The sequence below is a fragment of the Dolichospermum sp. FACHB-1250 genome, from assembly GCF_014696335.1.
In the GTDB taxonomy this organism is placed as follows: Bacteria; Cyanobacteriota; Cyanobacteriia; order Cyanobacteriales; family Nostocaceae; genus Dolichospermum; species Dolichospermum planctonicum.
This window is the reverse complement of sequence record NZ_JACJPZ010000014.1, coordinates 50243-70237: the sequence shown is the minus strand read 5'-3', so window position 1 is coordinate 70237 and position 19995 is coordinate 50243. Positions and strand designations below refer to the sequence as shown.

Here is a 19995-nt window from a genome sequence, read left to right as displayed (position 1 = left end):
AATCCCCGAAAGACACGGAAGCCAATTGGCTTTAGACGGTGGAGGAAGTGCCAACGGCGAATTTATTCGCCGAGCATAAGATATAATTGAACCGCAAGTAAGAACAACCATACTCTAAATTACTGCTTCTACTTTTTCGGCTGCTTGTTCTTTAACGAGTATATAGGGTTTTTCCGCACCTTGGGCTAAATACGCAGCTAATTGACTTTCGATTTCGTCGCGGACAATTTGCCGGTATTCCATAAAATGCTCAATGTGGGCGCAGGTGGAAACGTATTGTTCAACCACTTTCGGGTTATGCTTGAGAATACTAAAGAAGTGATGCCAGAATTTCCAGCGAGTTTGTCGTTTAAATCCTTGTCGCCAAATTACAATTAGTAAGGCTCTGACAACTACCCATTCTGGCATTTTTGCTGGTACTGTGTATTTAGCTGAACCTAACATCATAAAACAGCGATAGGTGCGGTCTAAATAGGCAACTGGGTCATATAAAGCACAGAAAGCCTCCACATATTCCCTAGCTAATTCTTCTAAAGGACGGGTAGGAATGAAGTTCATCAATGTGGTTTGATTGATGTTCCCATCTTGATTTTCCCGTAATCTTCCTTCTTTTTTCAACCGATGCCACAATGCAGTGTTGGGTAATGCTTGTAACATAGCAAAGGTTGTAGAAGGGATGGCTGCTAATTCAGCGAAGCGGACAATGCGATCGCCTGCACCGGACTTTTCACCATCAAAGCCAATAATAAACCCAGCCATGGGTCGCAAACCTGCTTTAATAATAGTTTCTACAGATTCAGCTAAGGAACTGCGAGTATTTTGGAACTTCTTAGTTAGTTGTAAACTATCTTCATCTGGGGTTTCAATGCCCAAAAATACTGCTTTAAAACCACAATCTACCATCAATTCCATCATTTCGGCATCTTGTGCCAAATCAATGGAAGCTTCTGTGTCAAAATTGAAAGGATATTGATGTTGTTCCATCCAAACTTTTAACTCTTTGAGCAACAATTTTACATTACGTTTGTTGCCAATAAAGTTATCATCTACCATGAAAACACCCCGCCGCCAACCCAACTCATAGAGATAATCTAACTCGGCTAAAAGTTGTGCAGGGGTTTTAGTTCTCGGTTTGCGTCCATATAAAACAATGATGTCGCAAAATTCGCACTGGAAGGGACAACCCCGGGAAAACTGCACCGACATCATATCATAGGCGCTGAAATCTAATAAATCAAAACGGGGAATGGGTGTAGTTGTGACATCAGGCTTTTCTGTAGCCCGGAAAACTCCAGATTTTTCTCCCCGTTGTACCGCTTCCACAAACATGGGTAAAGTAATTTCTCCCTCGTCGAGAATGAGGAAATCTGCCCCTGCTGCTTCCACTTCATGGGGTGTGGAGGTGGGATAAGGACCACCCAAAGCTACCAACTTACCGCGTTTTTTCGCTTCTCGAATTTGTGCCAATAAGTCTTGTTTTTGAACAATCATGGCAGAAAAAATCACCATATCTGCCCATGCCCACTCTTCCTCTGTGGCAGCGCGAATGTTACGATCTACAAGTTTAAATTCCCATTCTTGGGGTAAAATTGCCGCTACCGTTACTAAACCCAAAGGTGGTAATAACACCTTTCTATCAACCAGCGCCAGAATTTTCTCATAAGACCAAAAGGTTTTTGGAAATATTGGATAAACTAGCAAAACACGCATAGTATCACCCCTCACGATTTATTTGTGATCTAACTGTAACTAAAATTCAGACTAATTGACTTTTTTCTCAGTTTGTCCGTTGTATGTGAGAATGTCAGAATCAGGATGTCCAGGATTTAAGGATTTACAGGATTTAAGGATGAACAGGATGAAGACTGGAATTTCATCACTAATTACGCATTATATTTTATACAGGTTGCGACTTAATAATTAGCAACTTGGGTTAATATAATTTCTATGGATAGTACAAGTTCTGTTGTATGTGAGAATAGGTAAAGAATTTTTATAGTTCAGGAGTTCCACCGTGCTGGCTCAATTAGATCGTATTACTATTAATCCTAATGTTTGCCTTGGACAACCAACAATTCGAGGGATGCGGATTACTGTGGGCTTTGTGTTGAAATTACTGGCTAGTAACCTTTCGGTTCAGGAAGTTTTAGCGGCTTATCCAGAATTAGAGGATGAAGATATCCGACAGGCGCTTAACTACGCAGCTTGGACTGTTTAAAGTTATAATTGAATTTACCAAATATTTCAATTAAATAGAATTATGTTGAGAATTTCTGTATTTCTTGATGGTGCAAATTTCTTTTTCATGCAAAAGAACGCACTATGTTGGAAGGTAGATCCTAAAAAGATTCTTGATTATATTGAGACAGAAGGTAATATTGTTGATGCCTTTTATTATATTGGACATGACACACCGCCTGAAGCAAAACAACAGTCATATTTAGACGCATTACCTTTAATGGGTTATTCACTTATTACAAAACCAATAAAAACAATTTATGATGCGAATACTGGACTAACAAAACAGAAGGCTAATTTAGATATTGAAATAGTTTTGGATATGTTTAACACTATAGACAGCTATGATAAAGCTGTATTAATTAGTGGGGATGGAGATTTTGAAAGGGCATTGACCTTATTAAGGGCGAACGGAAAACAATTTACTGTAATAGCTACCGATAAATTTATCGCAAGAGAATTAAGGAATGTTGCTGGAAGACACTATATTCGTTTTGATGATATTAGAGATAAGGTTGAGAAAACTTTATCCTAATATTTTGCTAAAGCGGATAAGTTAGATATTGAAACTTCCGCCTGATTTAGATTGCTATATTCTAAATGAAATTGCTAAACTTAAGAGGCTAAATCGTTATGTTGGTGGGATAAATGATTTCTCAAGTGGCTAAGAAATTAGACAAGACCCAAACCATTGGGCGGCAACAGTTAAGCAAGATACAGCAGGTAAATAAACAAGAAATTGGGGGAGCAAGAATGTACGCTATTGCTTTTGATATGGATATTGAATCACTGAAGCTGAACTACGGTGATCCATACAACAATGCTTATGGTGAAATTGCGAAAATTTTGCAAAGGAAAGGTTTCACTCGGCAACAAGGCAGTGTTTATTTTGGGGATACAAACACTATTAATGCTGTTACGTGTGTACTTGCTGCAATTGATTTATCTCAAAATCTCCCATGGTTTGCGGCTTCAGTTAAAGATATTCGTATGCTGAGAATTGAAGAATTTAATGACTTAATGCCCGCTGTTCAACAGAATAAGTAAGTTCGGTCTCTTCATATTTGTTTTATAAGGTGCGTTACTTTTTTAACCCACCTTTTTTGCTTGTGTGGGAGCGATCGCTGTGGTGAGGGAAGGGATTCGCATAAGATAAACTAGAGGAGAGCGATCACCCTCATAACCATGAACATTAACCTCAAACCTATTCTCACTCGCCTAAAAAAAGAACTTTATGACCTGTATGGCGATCGCTTGCAACACCTCACCCTCTTTGGTTCTCAAGCCCGTGGTGATGCAGAACCCAGATCAGATATAGATGTGTTGGTGGTGCTGAAGTCTCCTGTTAACCCCGGTGAAGAAATCAAACGCACAGGTAAAGCGATCGCTGATCTTTCCCTAGATTATGATGTTGTCATTAGCTGTCTTTTCATGGATGAAACCCACTATCAAACCCGCAACGGCTCTTTGCTGCGTAATATCCGTAAAGAAGGCGTTCTTCTATGACCGACGAACAACGGGAACTCCTCCTCAAAGCCCAACAGAGTTGAGAAGCTGCAAAACTCCTACTTGCCAACAACTCCCCAGACTACGCCATGTTCTACATTGCAGAAGCATTTTTAGAAGGTAAGGGACTTTCATTTTCCAAACATTCAGCCGTTATTGCTGCGTGGTTTATTCTTTCTTAACCTCTGCCTTTTTGATTTGCATCAGGGCGATCGCTGTGGTGAGGAAAGCGATTACCATGAGATAAACTAGAGGAGAGCGATCGCAATTTTCTTTTAAATAGTCAGCAATAAACTACAATCCCATCAAAATTTTTAGTCTGTCTTCCACTTCTGCTAGTGTCCCTGAAGACACATTTCCCCAGCACTTATCCAGACGTTCCACAGAGATTGATCTAACGTCTTCACATTTAATAAAACTTTGGGTTTTCATCCCTCCCTCTGGAGAGTTAATTTTTACGTGAAAGGGGATTCCTTTATCTTTCGATGTAATCGGTAACACAACTACTAAACCAGATGCACCTTGATTAAATAGATCCACCGAAATGATTAAACAAGGGCGTTTTCCTGCTTGTTCATGTCCGCGCACAGGATTAAGGTCTACTAGCCATATCTCCCCTCTAGCGATTTGTGCCACTAACCTTCAACCCCGTCCGCTATAGTTTGCTCCCATAACTGTCTCTCAGAAACCTCCTCTTGCCACAGTGTTTCATTCTGCCTTAAAACAGTAAAAGCTTCATTGGCTCGTGTCAGAAACAAAGACCTGCGATAATTCTCAATAGCTCGATCTAAAACTGATTGAATTGTCTCACCAGAGTCCTCTACCATTGTTAGTAGAGTTTTATGTGTGGTTTCACTGATACTAACTTTTAGCTCAGGCATGACTTGTTCTCATAACTCACTAACCAATTATTATAGCAGTTGCCAGGGCGATACCTTCAGTAAGCTTCGCTAACGCATGAGATAAACGCAAATAAGCGCAGATAAAAAGGGATGTGTTGAGTTTAAATTAGGACTTAGGCACAGGTTACTAAAAACGAACCACGCCAGAACACAGAGATCACAGAGGAATGAGAGTTTGAGAGGGTTTTTGCGTAAGTCCTATTATAATTAATCGCCTTCATCTTTCTGTGCAGCTTCACATAAATTCGGTCTGAGAATATTGCCAGGAAAATTTATGAACTTCTATGATAAGCTAAATGGAGCGATCGCCCAAAATCAAAGTTTACTGTTTATAGGACTAGCTCCTTATCCAGAAATGCTCCCTGAGTGATATTCCCATAAATCACATCCCAATACTATGATTGTCTCCACGTTCAAAAATAAAGCTTAGTAATTTTTATCACCAATCAAAGCAGGAACAAAATTCTCAATGAATGCCTTATGTTTTCATCATTCCCTAGTTAATAAAAAAATTCCTATCCTTGTTGATAGCAATGATCTTAATTATTATTTTCAAGAGCAAGGATATCAAACTATTTTATTTGATGATTACGATTTTGCTAGTCAACAATTAGCATTTGCTGTAATTTCAGATTATAGATATCATGATCGACTTATACAGCTATCTCATAATTCCAAAAGTACGATTATCCATCTACTAGCAGTTAGGTATGATATAAATCCTCAAATTCTCGCTTATTCATTCGAGCAACTTCTCTCTTGTGATCTAACACAAGTATTAGAGTTAAGAGCTAACACTTATGAGCAAATTGCTGAAGTGGAAGATGAATTATATTTATCTGATCAGAGAGGGACTAAATTAAAGTGCTTATTGTCAGAAAGTTTAGAAGTTATAAATACTGAAGATGAGTTAGAACCAGGATCGTTTTACTCCATTTCTGAAATGCTAGAAAGCGGAATAGTCAATATTCAAAGTGATAAATCAAGTTTTTCACTAGATGGAACTTTCTTTTTTGATGGCATAATTTACGCTTGTGCAAACCCACAAGTGAGAGAACGTCACCAGGATGCTTTGACATATTTACTTGAGAAGGTCAATTCAAGTCAAGAAAAATATATTCATATCGAAGATAATACTATAACTCATCTCATTTTAGATGGTAGGGATGAAACTTCCATATTACTGGAAATGGATTATGGTTTAGAACGTAACTTGAGTTTTACTGAGATAGGCTTTGGCTGTAACAAAAATATTGAAAAAAATCTGAATTGGCAGATAAACTCCATTATGAATCAAGGAGTATATGGAACGCATATAGGAATAGGTATGGCACAGAAATCTCCCTATATTGATTTTATTTCTCAAAGTATAAAGATTATTTAATGCCGGGAGAGGGTTGGGGAAGGGGTTATTGTATTTTTTTGTGCTACGCATCTTTGCAAAACATCCTTTTTTTTTGACTGTAGCTCTAAACCCTGAAACTTTAGTTTCTTGTCTGTTCCCTGTTCCCTGCTCCCTGTTCCCTTTTTTGTAAAAGTTGTGTCAATTTTTATTCTTTTGTCTCAAACATGGGATCGAATAAGACAACACCATGAAGATAAGGAAACATGGCCTGTGTCGGAAGACGATCTTGGTTTTTTGCAAAAACATACCAAGTTTGTCTAGGACGAAACCAGGGTATGGAAATTCCCACAAGCCCAGCATCTTGTGCTAACTTTTTAATTGTCGCTGGACGAATTGTTACACATAGAGGATATTCCCAACCATCTCCTTCCATGTCAGAATCCCCCTCCATAAAAGTAGCAACGATAAGACCATCAGGTTTCAAATGTTGAGCAAAGTTTTGTAAACAAAGACTTACTAAATTAGTCCTAGTATGAGTTAATACGGACTGTGCGAGGATAAAATCAAAATCGCTTTCAAATTCAGCTAAAGAGAACTTATCGTTATAACTAAAACACGGTTTTTTGATGCGAAGGAGATCCTCTCCAACTTGGAACTTTATAGCATCCTCGATTAACCACTTGTTGGGTTCTACCCCGTAATAACAACCTTCATCAAGGTAAGGTAGAAACAGCCGACCTGCACGGAGCGAACCACAGCCAAAATCGAGCAATTTATGCTGAGATCGGAGACCCAATGTACAAAGCAACCGAAATTGAGACGCTCCCATGAAATCGTACTCTTTTGCTGGTCCTACATAATCATTGTAGTTTTCTCCAGCAGTTATTTTTAGATTCGCCATTGATATTTTTAAATTAATAAAGGTATTTTGCTAGGATAGCAGGCTACGAGTTGATCATATCCAAGTAATTTCAGGAATCAAACCGGATATTTATATGATGATTAATACGCTTTTTGTCATCAGCTTATTCTATTAATAATTTACCAGTAATAGTCATACCCAAACGCTGAAGATAATTGATAAATAAACCATAAAAGTCAATGCTTATAGGCTGAATATTAGTCACGAGAAGGCAGAGCTTGTTAGAATAACGAAATCATACAAGTTATATTCATTGGCATAGTTGTATTGTGCAAGCGGAGGTAATATAAAGGGTTTTTTTGACTTAAAAACTGCAAATTAAACATTAATTACCTAATCCATCTTTATTTATTAAAAGATGTAAACATTTTGGACATTGATCTTGTTAAATCAAACTGATGCTGATATGGTGATATCAACGAGTTAAAAAACAACTCACAAATTAGTAGCTAAAATTGCAAATTTTCAGGAGAAACTAAAATGAGCGCTAAGAAAACACAAAAACGTAAACTTGAACAAGTTAACAAAGAAACCCGCAGCAATCTGGGCAATGTTTACTGGTAAGGATTTGCTGAATATTACTTATTAATGTAAGTATTTACAGGTTCTAAGACTAGTCTAAGCAGTTGGACAACAATTCTCATAATTGTTGTCCAAAATTGTTAATTTTTCACACTTAATTAAGATATCTTGAAGACAATAAAGTTTTGTAATTCGTTAAATAAATATGCACATCTTAGAGTTTTATCAAGCTTTTCTTCAAAGACAGATGCCAATTATTGTTGATAGTAATGAAATTCATACTTACTCTCAGGAGCAAGGATATAAAACTATTTTTTTTGATGATTATGACTTTAAGAGTAAACAAACAGCCTTTTTAATCTTTTCAGATTATAGCTACTATTACAAACTTAAACAACTCTGGCATGATTCTCAAAGTACCATAGTACATTTACCAGCAGTAAAATTTGATGGGAGCTTACCTGTAATTGAATATTCTTTTAATCAGCTATTATCAGGTGATATTGAACAAGCATTAGCAATTCGAGATATTTTATATGATAAAATAGCTGAAAGTGAAAGTGAGTTATATTTATCAGACTCAAGAGGAAGCAAGCTCAAATGCTCTTTAGGTGAGAATATAGAAATAGCTAATGCTGATGTGGAACTGGAGTCAGGATGGTTTTACTCTGTGGCTGAGTTCTGGGAAAGTTCAGTAGTGAATACAAAAGCAAATAAATCCAGCTTTTCTGTAGATGGAACTTTCTATTTTGATGGCATATTAACCCAGACTACAACTCAAGAAACAAAAGATTATAATTGCCAGCCTTTGCAATATATTACAGATAGGGTGAAATTAAGTCAAGAAAAATATCTAGAAATAGAAGATAATGCCATAACTCATCTGATCATAGATGGTCAAGATGAGACTGCTGCATTATTAGATATGACTTACAACTTAGAAAGAGGTTTAAATCTGACAGAAATAGCCTTTGGTGCTAATAAAAAGATTGAGGAAACAATTGATTGGTCAATAAATTCAGTTGTTAACGAAGGTATATATGGAACTCATGTAGGGATAGGAATGGCACAAAAAGCTCCCCATATTGACTTTATTTCTCAGGCTTTAAAGTGGGTTTAATTACTGAGGATTTACTATTATGGCAGATATTGCTTTCTTTGATCTTCCTAGTTACACCCGGATTGATACAACTCTAGGTTTAATTCAAGAACTCGCTGATAGAGGAGAAAAAATAGATTATTATTACTTCGATGAATTTCGAGATAAAATAGAATCAGCAGGTGCTAGATTTCAACCACTGCCTAGCATGAAACCTCCAGATTCAGATCCTACATTGCAATCGCGGTTGATAGAATATTGCTTAGATGCTGTACCAATTTTATTAGAAAATTTAAAAGTCAACCGCCCCAAATTAATTGTTTTTCATGCTAAATGCTTATGGGCTGCTATCTGTGCGGATTTACTGAATATATCTAGCGTTTGCTTCCATACCAATTTTCTTCTACCACCTCATTTTTTGCCCCCGTTACCATTGTTATTAGCAGCCTACCCAATTAATGATATTGTTAAACATTTACAAAGATTTTACCGACATCAACGACTTTGGCAGCAATTAACCCAAAAGTATGCAATAAAGACGATTACCAAAAAAGATGTATTTCAACTACAACCAAATTCTATGAATTTGCGAGGTGATTTAAATATTGTTTATACATCGGAAATGTTTCAGATCCAGCGTTCATATTTCGATGCCAGTTATATTTTTACAGGACCTTGCTACAGTCAGAGAGCAGTTGATTCTCAATTTCCTTTACTAAAGAGTGCAGAAAAACCAATTATTTATATTTCACTAGGATCGGTGACATTATATAATTCTAAAACCTTTTTTTATCAACAATGTTTACAAGCTTTTGCAAATAGTGAGTATACGGTGGTAATGTCTGTGGGGAAATTTATAGATATTGCTGAATTGGGAAACATTCCCCCTAATTTTATTGTCAGTAACTATGTACCTCAGATGCAAGTGCTTCAACAAGCTAGTGTTTTTATTACTCATGGGGGAACTAATAGCACTTGGGAAGCATTAATTCACAAAGTACCACTGGTTGTATTTCCCCAAGGAGGCGATCAATACTTAGTAGCTAATCGTGTAGAAGAATTAAATATCGGAGTATGGGTAAAACAGAAAAATATTGCTCCATTGAAATTGCGATCGCTTGTTGAGCAGATTATCAAAGATGAAAAAATTCGTAGTAACGTTGATCTATTAAGTGATTCTTTGATAACATCAGGTGGCACGCAAAAAGCAGTAGATAAAATTTTAGAATTTAAACAGAGGAACAGCATTTCTCATGTTTGGCAATAGCACAAATTTTATTATCTGCATTAACTAAGTAAATTATAATTAACAGCAAAATGAAACTGACAACAGAAGCAATAAAAAGTTATGAAGAACAAGGATTTTTGTTCATTCCAGAGTGTTTTAGCCGTGAGGAAATATCAGTAATTTGTGATCAAATTCCCAATGTCATGGACGATGAAGCAGTTGGTCGTGTTTTAGAAGATGATCAAAAAACCTTACGCACTCTCTATGGAGTTCATCTCAATAACAAAATTTTCCGAGATTTAGTCCGCCACCCTCGTCTATTGGCAGTTGCACAACAACTTTTTGCGAGTGACTTGTACGTTTTCCGTAGCAAAATCGTGATGAAGCCAGCTTTTACGGGAGGAATGTGGGGATGGCATCAAGACTCTGCATTTGCACAGTATTACGAACAAATTCCCTCACCAAAAGGAGGAAATGCCATCCTTTTCTTAGATGAAGTCAATGAATTCAATGGACCAGTATATTACATACCAGGTTCTCATCAACAGGGAATACTCGAAGCGGCAAATTCTGCTTCAACTACTAACTCATCCTTAGCGATCGCTCCAGAAACAATTGCCAAATTCGCATTTCAGCAAGGAATTGTCGCACCGAAAGGTCTAGCAGGGTCGGTTTTGTTCGTACATTATGATACATTACATGGTTCCGTCGCCAACATTTCTCCCTGGGACCGCCGGAACTTTGTGATCACCTATAGCAGTATTGAGAACAGCGCCCTTCCCAACAAACAAAGACCAGCCTTCCTATCAAATCCTGATCTCACGCCATTAATAGCTCTTAGTCAAGACGAACTTGATCGCATATTTACTCAACAATAACCTTACATTAACAACAATTTATACAAAAAATACAGTTATGGGTATCACTTGGAGTCGAGTTGTAATGAACCGGGAAACGGCGAAGCTACTAGAGAATTTGCCGTTTTCAAAATGGCGAGTATTAGAAGTTTCAGGCAAGACTTGGGAAACTTTTGGGTTTCAAGAGTATGAAAATATCCACTATCCAGAATATGATATTTGTTCTACACCCTTGCCAAAAAAGTTTGATTTAATTATTGCAGAACAAGTTTTTGAGCATCTATTGTATCCCTATCGAGCCGGTCGCAATATTATTTCCATGCTTTCCCCAGGGGGGTATTTTCTCATCTCCGTTCCTTTTTTGGTAAAAATTCATAACTACCCTATAGATTGCACACGCTGGACGGAAACTGGACTCAAATACTTTCTCCATGAATGCGGATTTCCTCTAGATCACATTCAAACTGGCTCTTGGGGAAATCGCCAATGTATTATTGCTAACTTCTCTCAATGGGTCGAGTATGATCCTGTTTCTCATTCCCTAGATCAGGAAGCAGAATTTCCTTACCACGTCTGGGCATTAGCGCATTTACAGCAAGTTCAGCTTGAGTGAGGTACACCTTATGCGGGCAAGATGCCCGCACCACAAGAGTTTTATCATTAATATCTGGACTTCATAATACCGGGAACTGCTGTATAACATGAGGCTAGAATAAATATAGCAGTTGCTAGATAGATAAGAATTTACTGACAATATTGCCAAGATATTAACAATTCAGAACGATGAATTTTACAATCCCTCAAGAATATAACTTCCTATCTCGCTTTTACCGACTGGCATTTACGAATATTCTCTCTAGTATTGTTGTGCCGCTATCGGGTTTAATAGACTTAGCCTACTTGGGACATTTACCTGATATCCGTTACCTAGCGGGAGTTTCTTTAGCCACAATTCTTTTTAGCTACTTATACCGAGTTTTAAATTTTTTACGCTCTTCCAGCAATGGCATGACAGCACAAGCTGTAGGAACAGATGATCCAGAAGCCATACTATTAGTTTTACTGCGGAATGGTCTGATTGCTTTGGGGATAGGTACACTTATCCTGATTCTTCAGTACCCTTTACAACAAGTAGGGTTTACCTTCCTAGTGGGTGCAACAGAGGTAAAGGATGCAGGTCTTGACTATTTTCAGGCTCGTATTTGGGGCGCACCTGCGGTTTTACTTAACTTTGTCCTAGTTGGTTGGTTTTTTGGCCGAGAACTTAATATTTTTGTGGTGCTGATATCTGTAGTAGAAAGCCTAACTAATGTAGTGCTGGACTACTTATTTATTATTCGCTGGGGTTGGGCTAGTACAGGGGCTGGTTTAACTACAGCCATTAGCCAGTATGTGGCATTATTTATAGGTTTAATTATAGTTTGCTTCCACATTGATTGGTCAATTGTATCAGGTGTCATCCCAAAAGTCTTGGATTGGTCAGCTATTAAAGCTACCTTTAAGCTAAATGGAGATATGTTAGTGAGGAGTTTGGCCGTGGTCTCTACCTTTGCCATTTTTACTGAACTCAGTTCGGCAATGGGAACAGAGATACTAGCGGAAAATAGTGTTCTTATTCAAGCGGCAGCTTTTAATATGTTTGTTGTTCAAGGAGTGGGATTTGCCACCCAAAGCCTGACGGGAAACTTTAAGGGACAAGGTACATTACAGCAGCTACAACCATTACTAACTGTTAGTCTACTCACTAGCTTATTACTTTCAATTCCCATTGCTATCTTATATATTCTCTTTCCAGAAACTATCTTTGGACTATTAACCAACCACACTGAAGTAACTGCAAACATTTCTGACTATGTGAGATGGTTGTTACCATTTCAGGGGTTTTTTGCAGTTAATGTGATTCTGGAAGGATTCTTTGGAGGTTTAACCGCCGGAAGAACGTTACGTAATTCTGCCGTTATTTCCTTTGCAGGAGGTTTCATGCCTATAGCTATAACAGGCTGGTATTTTCACAGTAACCATCTTTTATGGTTAGCAATGATATTATTTTCAATAACCGCTATTGTGGTTTTTTCATTTAAACTATTAGATACATTTACAAGTGAGATAAAAATTCCTACCGTTTCTCCTACAACTACTGAATTAAGTTAGCTCAAAGGATAATCATAGCTCGTCAACCACGAAAATTTACTGCCTTAGAGGATGTAGATAAAATACCGGCAATTAGTGCTAGAATTTTATAAATTTATAAAATTTTAGCAAATGGGAAGGAATGATAACATTGACCGCAGATGAACACAGATAAATACAGATAGTCATGTTACCATTGATGGTAGAAAAATTGCATATCAAATCAAATTGCACGACAGTTTGGTATTTTGGTGAATGCTTTAAGGTTAAATAAAATATATTGCCAGATATTGCCAGGAAAATTTATGAACTTTTATGATAAGCTAAATGGAGCGATCGCCCAAAATCAAAGTTTACTGTTTGTAGGACTAGATCCTAATCCAGAAATGCTCCCTGAGCGATATTCCCAGAAATCACATCCCAATACTATGATTGATAGTCTGTGGGATTGGTTGGAATTTACTATCACCCAAACCAGTGATTTAGTCTGTGCTTATAAACCCACTCTGGGATTTTACGCAGCTTTAGGTATTCCAGGATGGGAATTACTACAACGAACTTTAAAAGCTATTCCTGCCCACATTCCGATTATATTAGATGCCAAACATAGCGATCTCAATACTAGTACAATTTTCGCTAAAACTGTTTTTGAAGAATGGCAGATTGATGCAATTACGTTGAGTCCTTATGCGGGACAGGATCACGTAGCCCCCTTTTTAGTTTATCCCGATAAAGCCGTTTTTATTTTGTGTACAACTTCCAATCCAGGTGCAGTGATTTTGCAGCAATATCCCACAGCGGAATCACCTTTTTATTTACAAGTAGTCAAGGAAGCAAAAAATTGGGGAACACCTGAACAACTGGGTTTAGAAGTAGGAACTATTCAGCCAGACATTTTAGCAAAAATTCGCAAAGAAGCACCGGAAAGAGTAATTTTAGCCCGCAGTATTTGGTCTGAAGGTGGTAATCTGAAAAACTTACTATCAGCGGGATTAAATTATAATAGTGATGGTTTACTTCTTCCCGTTTCCCAAGATATGTTAGGAAGCGAAAATCTATCTACACAACTGCAATCTTTAAGGGCGGAAATTAATCATCTCAGAACTGAAATTTCCCAGGAAAACTCTGTTTGTTCTGTCTGGTTTCCTGATGTTTGTTTGTTAAATCAACACCCACTTTTAGATTTGATTTTACAACTTTATGACATTGGTTGTATTATGTTTGGGGAGTTTGTCCAAGCTTCTGGAGCTACTTTTCCCTATTATATAGACCTACGCAAAATCATTTCCAATCCCCAAATATTTCATCAAATAGTGATTGCTTATGCAGAGATTCTCAAAGACTTAACTTATGATAGAATAGCGGGTATTCCCTATGGTTCTTTACCTACTGCTACTGGATTATCATTACATCTAAATTCCCCGATGATTTTCCCCCGCAAAGAAGTAAAAGCACACGGGACGCGCAAGGTAATTGAGGGTAATTTTAATCCTGGAGAAGTTGTTGTAGTTGTTGACGATATTTTGATCAGTGGTAAAAGCGTCATGGAAGGAGCAGAAAAGTTAAAATATGCGGGATTAAATGTCAATGATATTGTGGTATTCATGGATCATGAGCAAGGGGTAAAAGACAGGTTGCGAGAAAATGGCTATCAAGCACACGCGGTTTTAACAATTTCTGAAATTACAGAAACTTTATATGCAGCAGGCCGTATTACTGAGGAGCAATTTAAAACTTTAGTAGAAACAAATTAGACATTTCTGAAGCCCTATTCTGGCCTAAGTCTTGGGTAATAATGATCAGAAAAATAGGGTAGCTAAATCCGCACTGAATTAATTTACGCAATAAATGTATAATTTAATTTAAGTGCGAAAATTTTTTTAAAGGGTAATGAGGTTGACTTTTGCCGGCGAATGTGGTATTTTTATAATGGGAGGCTATGGTTTAAATAAAATTTTGCTTACACTCGATTATATTAATATGACTATCATAGCACAACGAAATCCCAACCAACCCCAAAAATAAAAATTTTTTTTCAAAAAAACTTAGAAAAAATCATTTAAATGATAATTTAAACTTATAACACACATTCCGCTACTTTGGTAACGATGCGTTTTTGTTCATTGAGGGGTGGGAGAGGGAAAAGATAATTTTTTACTGTTGATGTAGCTAATTCTATTTGTTTTGTTGAACCAGAAGATTTTGCTTCTATTTCGCTTTGTACAAAATCACTAGCTATCCAAAAATATATAAACTTAGATTCAATCAAAATAGGACGAATAACAGTTACATGAGAATCTGCAACTACTTTTTTGTAAATATTTTCTTCATGAATATAAATACAAACACGCCCTAAAGTTCCTGTTCCTGTTGAGTTTAAAAGTAAATCTCCTGTTTCTAAAAATCTTTCATCAGAATATTTTTCAACGCTTTCAGGACAAATAAATTTAGCTTTTTGAAGCTCAATTGACTAATACGCTGGGCATCACCATCTACACCCGCATCTTTACGCATGATATCCTGAATAGTTTTAATTGTGGTACTGATTGACATATTTAATAAACTATGTTTGGTACTGTGACTAATATTATACTAAGTCGTCATCTAAAGATGATTAAAAATTTTATCCTATTTTGGCAACCAAATCACCATTTTCATTAATTAAAGCCTGACGCATTCTTTCCGCGTGGTCTATATCTTCACAGAAAACAATGGTTTTATCAAATCGGTTGGTAGCTTTGAGAAATTCGGTAATTTTTTTCGCCACTAAAATATCTCGATTTTCTAATATTAATGTGCGGTTAATGTCTTTTTGGCTGTAAAGTTTATCTGCAATTAATCGCTGATATTTATCTAATTCTCCTGGTGCTGGTTGCCAGCCTTCTAAGTCTTTATCAATGTCAATTCTGACAACTTTATAAGGGGCTAAAAATCCATCTTCTATGCCCTGTTTCAGAGAATAAGTATAAATGGGTTGGCCAAAATAATCTATATTGGAAACCTCTTTAGTTTCCTTGGGTGTAGCTGTTAAACCGATTTGCGTAGCAGCAGAAAAATATTCTAAAATTTCCCGCCATGCAGAATCATCAGCCGCGCTACCACGATGACATTCATCAATGATAATTAAATCAAAGAATCCCCTAGAGAATTGTTTATAGATATTTTTAGATTCCTCTGTTCTTGATACACCTTGATAAAGGGCTAAATAAATTTCATAGGCTGTATCTACCTGACGTTTAATGATTTTCGTCATGGGAGAACCAAAGGGTTTAAAATCATTGGTTTTAGTTTGGTCTATGAGAATATTTCTATCTGCTAAAAATAAGATTTTGTTTTTAGTTTTAGATCTCCATAACCGCCAAATAATTTGAAAAGCTGTGAAGGTTTTCTCCGTACCTGTAGCCATAACTAATAATATCCTGTTTTCACCTTGAGCGATCGCTTCTACAGTTTTATTAATAGCAGTTGATAATAACGGGGTGATTTACCACTACCATCATCATAATAACTTTGGTTAACAATAGGCTGTAATTGATCATCAATATTTCGCCATTGACAGTAACGTTGCCATAATTCTTGAGGGGTGGGAAATTTATCTAAAGGAATTTCTCTTTCTATGATTCCTGATGTTACAGTTCTATCATGTTCTAAAAATGCGTCACCATTGGAACTGTAAACGAAAGGTATATCTAACATTTCTGCATAATTAAGCGCTTGCTGCATTCCACTTCCCACACTGTGGTTATTATCTTTCGCTTCAATGACAGCAATTTGGATATTAGGTTTGTAATAAAGAATATAATCAGCGCGTTTACTTTCACCCCTATGGACCATTTTCCCCCTTACATAAATCTGTCCTGCGGTAAAAGTGACTTCTTCACGGATTTGGGTGTGTAGATCCCACCCTGCGGTTTGTACTATGGCAGGAGTAATGTATTTAGTACAGATGTCGCGCTCACTGAGGGCTTTCTTGTCAAAGTCCATAAAATTGATTATTGTGATGTCTTCAGCACATATATTACCTATTGTATCAGTAACCGCAATTTTGACAATCACTTCCCCTGACATTTAAAAAAAATTGTCTTGAGATTGTAAATTTTTGTAAAATTGATGTCTTTAAAACTAGAAATATGCCTACTAGATAGCTAAACTAACAAAAAGTGCATCTGTACTGTTAACGATCAAAATTGTCAATGTGGCACAATAGCTTGAATGATTCCAGTTCAACTTATCATTAAAAACTTTCTCAGTTACCGTGATGCAGCTTTAGATTTTAGCGGTTTGCATACGGCGTGTATTTGTGGTTCTAATGGTGCGGGAAAATCTTCTCTTTTAGAAGCTATCACTTGGGCAATTTGGGGTGAAAGCCGTGCTAATGTTGAAGATGATGTAATTCATGCTGGTGCAAAAGAAGTCCGAATTGATTTCACTTTCCAAAGTGGTCAGCAAACTTATCGGGTAATTCGCAACCGGGTCAGGGGTGGAACTAGCATTTTAGAATTTCAAATTGAAACTCCTGCGGGGTTTCGTCCTTTGACGGGTAAGGGTTTAAAAGCCACTCAGGATGTAATTCTCGAACATATTAAGTTAGATTATGAGACTTTTATTAATTCTGCTTATTTGCGTCAAGGGAAAGCCGACGAGTTTATGCTCAAACGTCCCACCGAACGTAAGGAAATTTTAGCGGAATTATTAAAATTAAATCAGTATGATGAGTTAGAAGAACGAGCCAAGGACAATTCTAAACTTTTCAAGGGACGAGGGGAGGAATTAGAACGTTCTTTGGAAAACATCAAAATTCAACTCCAAGAACGAGAAACAACGGAAAACCAACGGGCTGAGTTAGAAGCGCAACTACAGGATTTACAACAGGTACAAACTTTTGAGAATAACCAATTACAAAGTTTACAGGTTATTCAACATCAAAGACAAAATTGGGAACAACAATTAAATTTTGTGCGCCAACGATATGATAATTTTAGCCAAGATAGCGATCGCTTAAAACAAGAACAATTATCTGTTAAATCCCAATTAACAGAATTAGAAAAGATTTTAAGTCAACAAAATGATATTCAAGCCGGTTATACTCAATATCAAAATTTGCGATCCCAAGAAGAAATTTTTGCGGCCAAATTTGAACAACATACCCGCGCTACCAATTCAAAACAACAAAAACAACAACAGCTATATAAACAAATTCAAGATTTAGAACGCCAATTGCAAAAAGCTGAAGCAGAATTAGCAGCTTTGGAACAGCAAGAACTAGAAATTGTCCAAACTCTGAGTAAATCTGGAGATATAGAAACAGCTTTATTACAATTAAATAACGCCCGTCAGCATTTAGCTAATTTAGATCAATTGCAAATGCAAGTAACACCATTATTACAACAAAGGGCAAGTTTGCAAACTCAATTAGATCGGGATCATGCTACTTTAGTAGCACGGTTGGAGCAAATGCAAGCTGCGGAAAAGAAATTAGAAAATCAATATCATCGTCAACCCCAAATAGAAAAAGCAATAACAGAGGTAGAAACGAAAATTGAAGAACTAGATAAAAAGCGAGTTTATCTGCAAAGAGTCAAGGAAAAAGGACAGGAAAGACGACATTTTTTTGAACGTTTACAAGCTCACCAAAGAGATTATGAAAAGTTATTAGCAGAACTAGAACAAAAACTGCAAATGTTACAAAATCCCGATGCTACTTGTCCTTTATGTGAACGTCCTTTAAATGAACATCATTGGAGTCGAGTTGTTGAAAAAACTCAATCAGAATATGAAGATACCCAAGGACAATTTTGGGTAGTACGGGAACAAATTGCGGTTTCAGATCGGGAAATTCAGGTACTCAGACAAGAATATCGGGAAATAGACCAAAAGTTATCTGGTTATGATTTATTGCGGGAACAACGGGGACAATTAGCAGCACAGTTACAAGCTATAATGGATGTCCAACAACAATTAATACAAGTTATTTCCGAAAAAGAACAGTTAGAAATTTGCTTACAAACTGGTGATTATGCACCGGAAAAACAAGCAGAAATTCAAGAATTAGATCAATATATTCAACAACTTAATTATAGTGAACAAGATCACGCCCTCGCTCGGAATGAGGTAGAAAGATTGCGCTGGGCAGAAATTAAACAAGGAGAAATTAAAGAAGCAATAAAAAGGCAGAAAAAACTAGCAGCTAGAAAACCAGAATTGACAGCAAATATTACTCAATTAAAATTGCAAATTCAACAGGAAAAAACTGATTCTGATGGTGCGAGAGAAATCGCTAGTCTAGAACAGCAAATTGCGGAAATTGGCTATAGTTCAGAACAGCATAATTATCTGCGTCAAAGTGTGCGTCAAGGGCAAAGTTGGCAGTTACGTCATCAACAATTATTATCGGCACAAGAACAAGATCCCCAACTAAGAAATAAATGGCAAGATTTAGGAGATTCATTAGCAAGAGTTGACAAAGAAAGAGAAATATTAACTCAACAAATTGATGATATTGTCAAACAATTAACTGACAGTGCTAACCCCACAGTGCAAATTAATAATTTAGAACAGCAAATAGCAAATCGCAGACGAGAACTAGATAATAAAATCTCTCATTTGGGACAATTAAAACAAATGTCGCTGCAATTGGAAACTTTACAAAATCAATATGAACAAGAAATAGAACAATTGCAAATTTGTAAACAGCAACAGCGTGTTTATCAAGAATTAGCTCAAGCTTTTGGGAAAAATGGGATTCAAGCTTTAATGATTGAAAATGTTTTACCCCAATTGGAAGCAGAGGCCAATCAATTACTTTCTCGATTGAGTGCAAATCAATTTCACGTCCAATTTATCACCCAAAAAGCCGGACGTAGTGGCAAATCCAGTAAGAAAAATGCTAAATTAATAGATACATTAGATATTTTAATTGCTGACGCTAGGGGAACAAGGTCTTATGAAACTTATTCGGGAGGAGAAGCTTTTAGAATTAATTTTGCTATTCGTTTAGCTTTAGCCAAATTATTGGCACAAAGAGCAGGGGCATCATTACAATTATTAGTAGTAGATGAAGGTTTTGGTACTCAAGATGGGGAAGGATGCGATCGTCTAATTGCTGCTATTAATGCCATATCATCCGATTTTGCCTGTATCTTAACTGTAACTCATATGCCTCACTTAAAAGAAGCGTTTCAAGCTAGAATTGAAGTGAGTAAAAATCAGCAAGGTTCACAGTTACAATTATTAATGTAAACTCAGA

General features: G+C 36.7%; 18 protein-coding genes and 1 pseudogene. 12 read left to right on the top strand and 7 right to left on the bottom strand.

Features of this window, described 5'->3' with window-relative positions; all coding sequences use genetic code 11:
* Positions 1–114: 114 nt before the first annotated feature.
* The gene (locus tag H6F39_RS07115; protein ID WP_190371100.1) at positions 115–1710 is read right to left on the bottom strand and encodes a B12-binding domain-containing radical SAM protein; all 1596 of its coding nucleotides are present in this window, start codon (positions 1708–1710) and stop codon (positions 115–117) included.
* A 304-nt stretch (positions 1711–2014) separates the two neighbouring features.
* Between H6F39_RS07115 and H6F39_RS07110 the strand changes: the two genes are divergently transcribed.
* From H6F39_RS07110 to H6F39_RS07095, 4 genes are all read left to right on the top strand, one after another.
* Positions 2015–2218, top strand: coding sequence for a DUF433 domain-containing protein (locus H6F39_RS07110; RefSeq protein WP_028083937.1), 204 nt, complete (start codon positions 2015–2017; stop codon positions 2216–2218).
* Positions 2219–2260: 42 nt separating this feature from the next.
* On the top strand, positions 2261–2773 hold the full coding sequence (locus H6F39_RS07105; RefSeq protein WP_035371956.1) for an NYN domain-containing protein: 513 nt from the start codon (positions 2261–2263) through the stop codon (positions 2771–2773).
* Positions 2774–2886: 113 nt separating this feature from the next.
* Positions 2887–3285 (top strand): virulence factor, encoded by a 399-nt coding sequence (locus H6F39_RS07100; protein ID WP_081677194.1) that lies wholly within the window; start codon positions 2887–2889, stop codon positions 3283–3285.
* Between the two features lie 138 nt (positions 3286–3423).
* Entirely contained in the window at positions 3424–3744 is a 321-nt protein-coding gene (locus tag H6F39_RS07095) for a nucleotidyltransferase domain-containing protein (RefSeq protein ID WP_190371101.1), read from the top strand.
* 294 nt (positions 3745–4038) lie between these two features.
* On the opposite strand, the gene H6F39_RS07090 is transcribed toward H6F39_RS07095, so the two are convergent.
* Positions 4039–4380: a type II toxin-antitoxin system PemK/MazF family toxin gene (locus tag H6F39_RS07090; RefSeq protein ID WP_137908817.1), complete on the bottom strand. Its 342-nt coding sequence runs from the start codon at positions 4378–4380 to the stop codon at positions 4039–4041.
* The gene (locus tag H6F39_RS07085) at positions 4380–4625 is read right to left on the bottom strand and encodes a toxin-antitoxin system protein (RefSeq protein ID WP_137908816.1); all 246 of its coding nucleotides are present in this window, start codon (positions 4623–4625) and stop codon (positions 4380–4382) included. The genes H6F39_RS07090 and H6F39_RS07085 overlap by 1 nt, the downstream gene beginning before the upstream one ends.
* Positions 4626–5115: 490 nt before the next feature.
* Between H6F39_RS07085 and H6F39_RS07080 the strand changes: the two genes are divergently transcribed.
* Positions 5116–6030 carry a hypothetical protein gene (locus H6F39_RS07080; RefSeq protein ID WP_190396449.1) on the top strand — a complete coding sequence of 305 codons (915 nt, stop codon included), beginning with the start codon at positions 5116–5118 and terminating at the stop codon, positions 6028–6030.
* A 166-nt stretch (positions 6031–6196) separates the two neighbouring features.
* On the opposite strand, the gene H6F39_RS07075 is transcribed toward H6F39_RS07080, so the two are convergent.
* Entirely contained in the window at positions 6197–6820 is a 624-nt protein-coding gene (locus H6F39_RS07075; protein ID WP_190396448.1) for a methyltransferase, read from the bottom strand.
* Positions 6821–7640: 820 nt separating this feature from the next.
* Between H6F39_RS07075 and H6F39_RS07070 the strand changes: the two genes are divergently transcribed.
* The 6 genes from H6F39_RS07070 (at position 7641) to H6F39_RS07045 (ending at position 14503) form a co-directional block, all read left to right on the top strand.
* Entirely contained in the window at positions 7641–8555 is a 915-nt protein-coding gene (locus H6F39_RS07070; RefSeq protein ID WP_137908813.1) for a hypothetical protein, read from the top strand.
* Positions 8556–8574: 19 nt separating this feature from the next.
* The gene (locus tag H6F39_RS07065; protein ID WP_190396447.1) at positions 8575–9801 is read left to right on the top strand and encodes a macrolide family glycosyltransferase; all 1227 of its coding nucleotides are present in this window, start codon (positions 8575–8577) and stop codon (positions 9799–9801) included.
* 50 nt (positions 9802–9851) lie between these two features.
* Complete coding sequence (locus H6F39_RS07060) at positions 9852–10640, top strand: phytanoyl-CoA dioxygenase family protein (RefSeq protein WP_137908811.1); 789 nt, start codon at positions 9852–9854, stop codon at positions 10638–10640.
* A 37-nt stretch (positions 10641–10677) separates the two neighbouring features.
* Positions 10678–11232 (top strand): bifunctional 2-polyprenyl-6-hydroxyphenol methylase/3-demethylubiquinol 3-O-methyltransferase UbiG, encoded by a 555-nt coding sequence (locus H6F39_RS07055; protein WP_190371103.1) that lies wholly within the window; start codon positions 10678–10680, stop codon positions 11230–11232.
* A gap of 170 nt (positions 11233–11402) precedes the next feature.
* Positions 11403–12770, top strand: a complete 1368-nt coding sequence (gene gntT, locus H6F39_RS07050) for a guanitoxin biosynthesis MATE family efflux transporter GntT (RefSeq protein WP_137908809.1) — start codon at positions 11403–11405, stop codon at positions 12768–12770.
* Positions 12771–13054: 284 nt separating this feature from the next.
* On the top strand, positions 13055–14503 hold the full coding sequence (locus H6F39_RS07045) for a bifunctional orotidine-5'-phosphate decarboxylase/orotate phosphoribosyltransferase (RefSeq protein WP_190371104.1): 1449 nt from the start codon (positions 13055–13057) through the stop codon (positions 14501–14503).
* A 323-nt stretch (positions 14504–14826) separates the two neighbouring features.
* Here the strand turns inward: H6F39_RS07045 and H6F39_RS21115 are convergent, their stop codons facing one another.
* From H6F39_RS21115 to hsdR, 3 genes and pseudogenes are all read right to left on the bottom strand, one after another.
* Positions 14827–15192 (bottom strand): restriction endonuclease subunit S, encoded by a 366-nt coding sequence (locus H6F39_RS21115; protein ID WP_370539371.1) that lies wholly within the window; start codon positions 15190–15192, stop codon positions 14827–14829.
* On the bottom strand, positions 15147–15302 hold the full coding sequence (locus H6F39_RS07035; protein ID WP_137908807.1) for a type I restriction-modification system subunit M: 156 nt from the start codon (positions 15300–15302) through the stop codon (positions 15147–15149). Before H6F39_RS07035 ends, H6F39_RS21115 begins: the two co-directional genes overlap by 46 nt.
* 79 nt (positions 15303–15381) lie before the next feature.
* Positions 15382–16733: pseudogene (hsdR, locus tag H6F39_RS21110) on the bottom strand (EcoAI/FtnUII family type I restriction enzme subunit R); the annotation flags it as partial.
* A 228-nt stretch (positions 16734–16961) separates the two neighbouring features.
* Here hsdR and sbcC point away from each other — a divergent pair.
* Positions 16962–19988 carry an exonuclease subunit SbcC gene (gene sbcC / locus H6F39_RS07025; protein ID WP_190372468.1) on the top strand — a complete coding sequence of 1009 codons (3027 nt, stop codon included), beginning with the start codon at positions 16962–16964 and terminating at the stop codon, positions 19986–19988.
* Positions 19989–19995 lie beyond the last annotated feature (7 nt).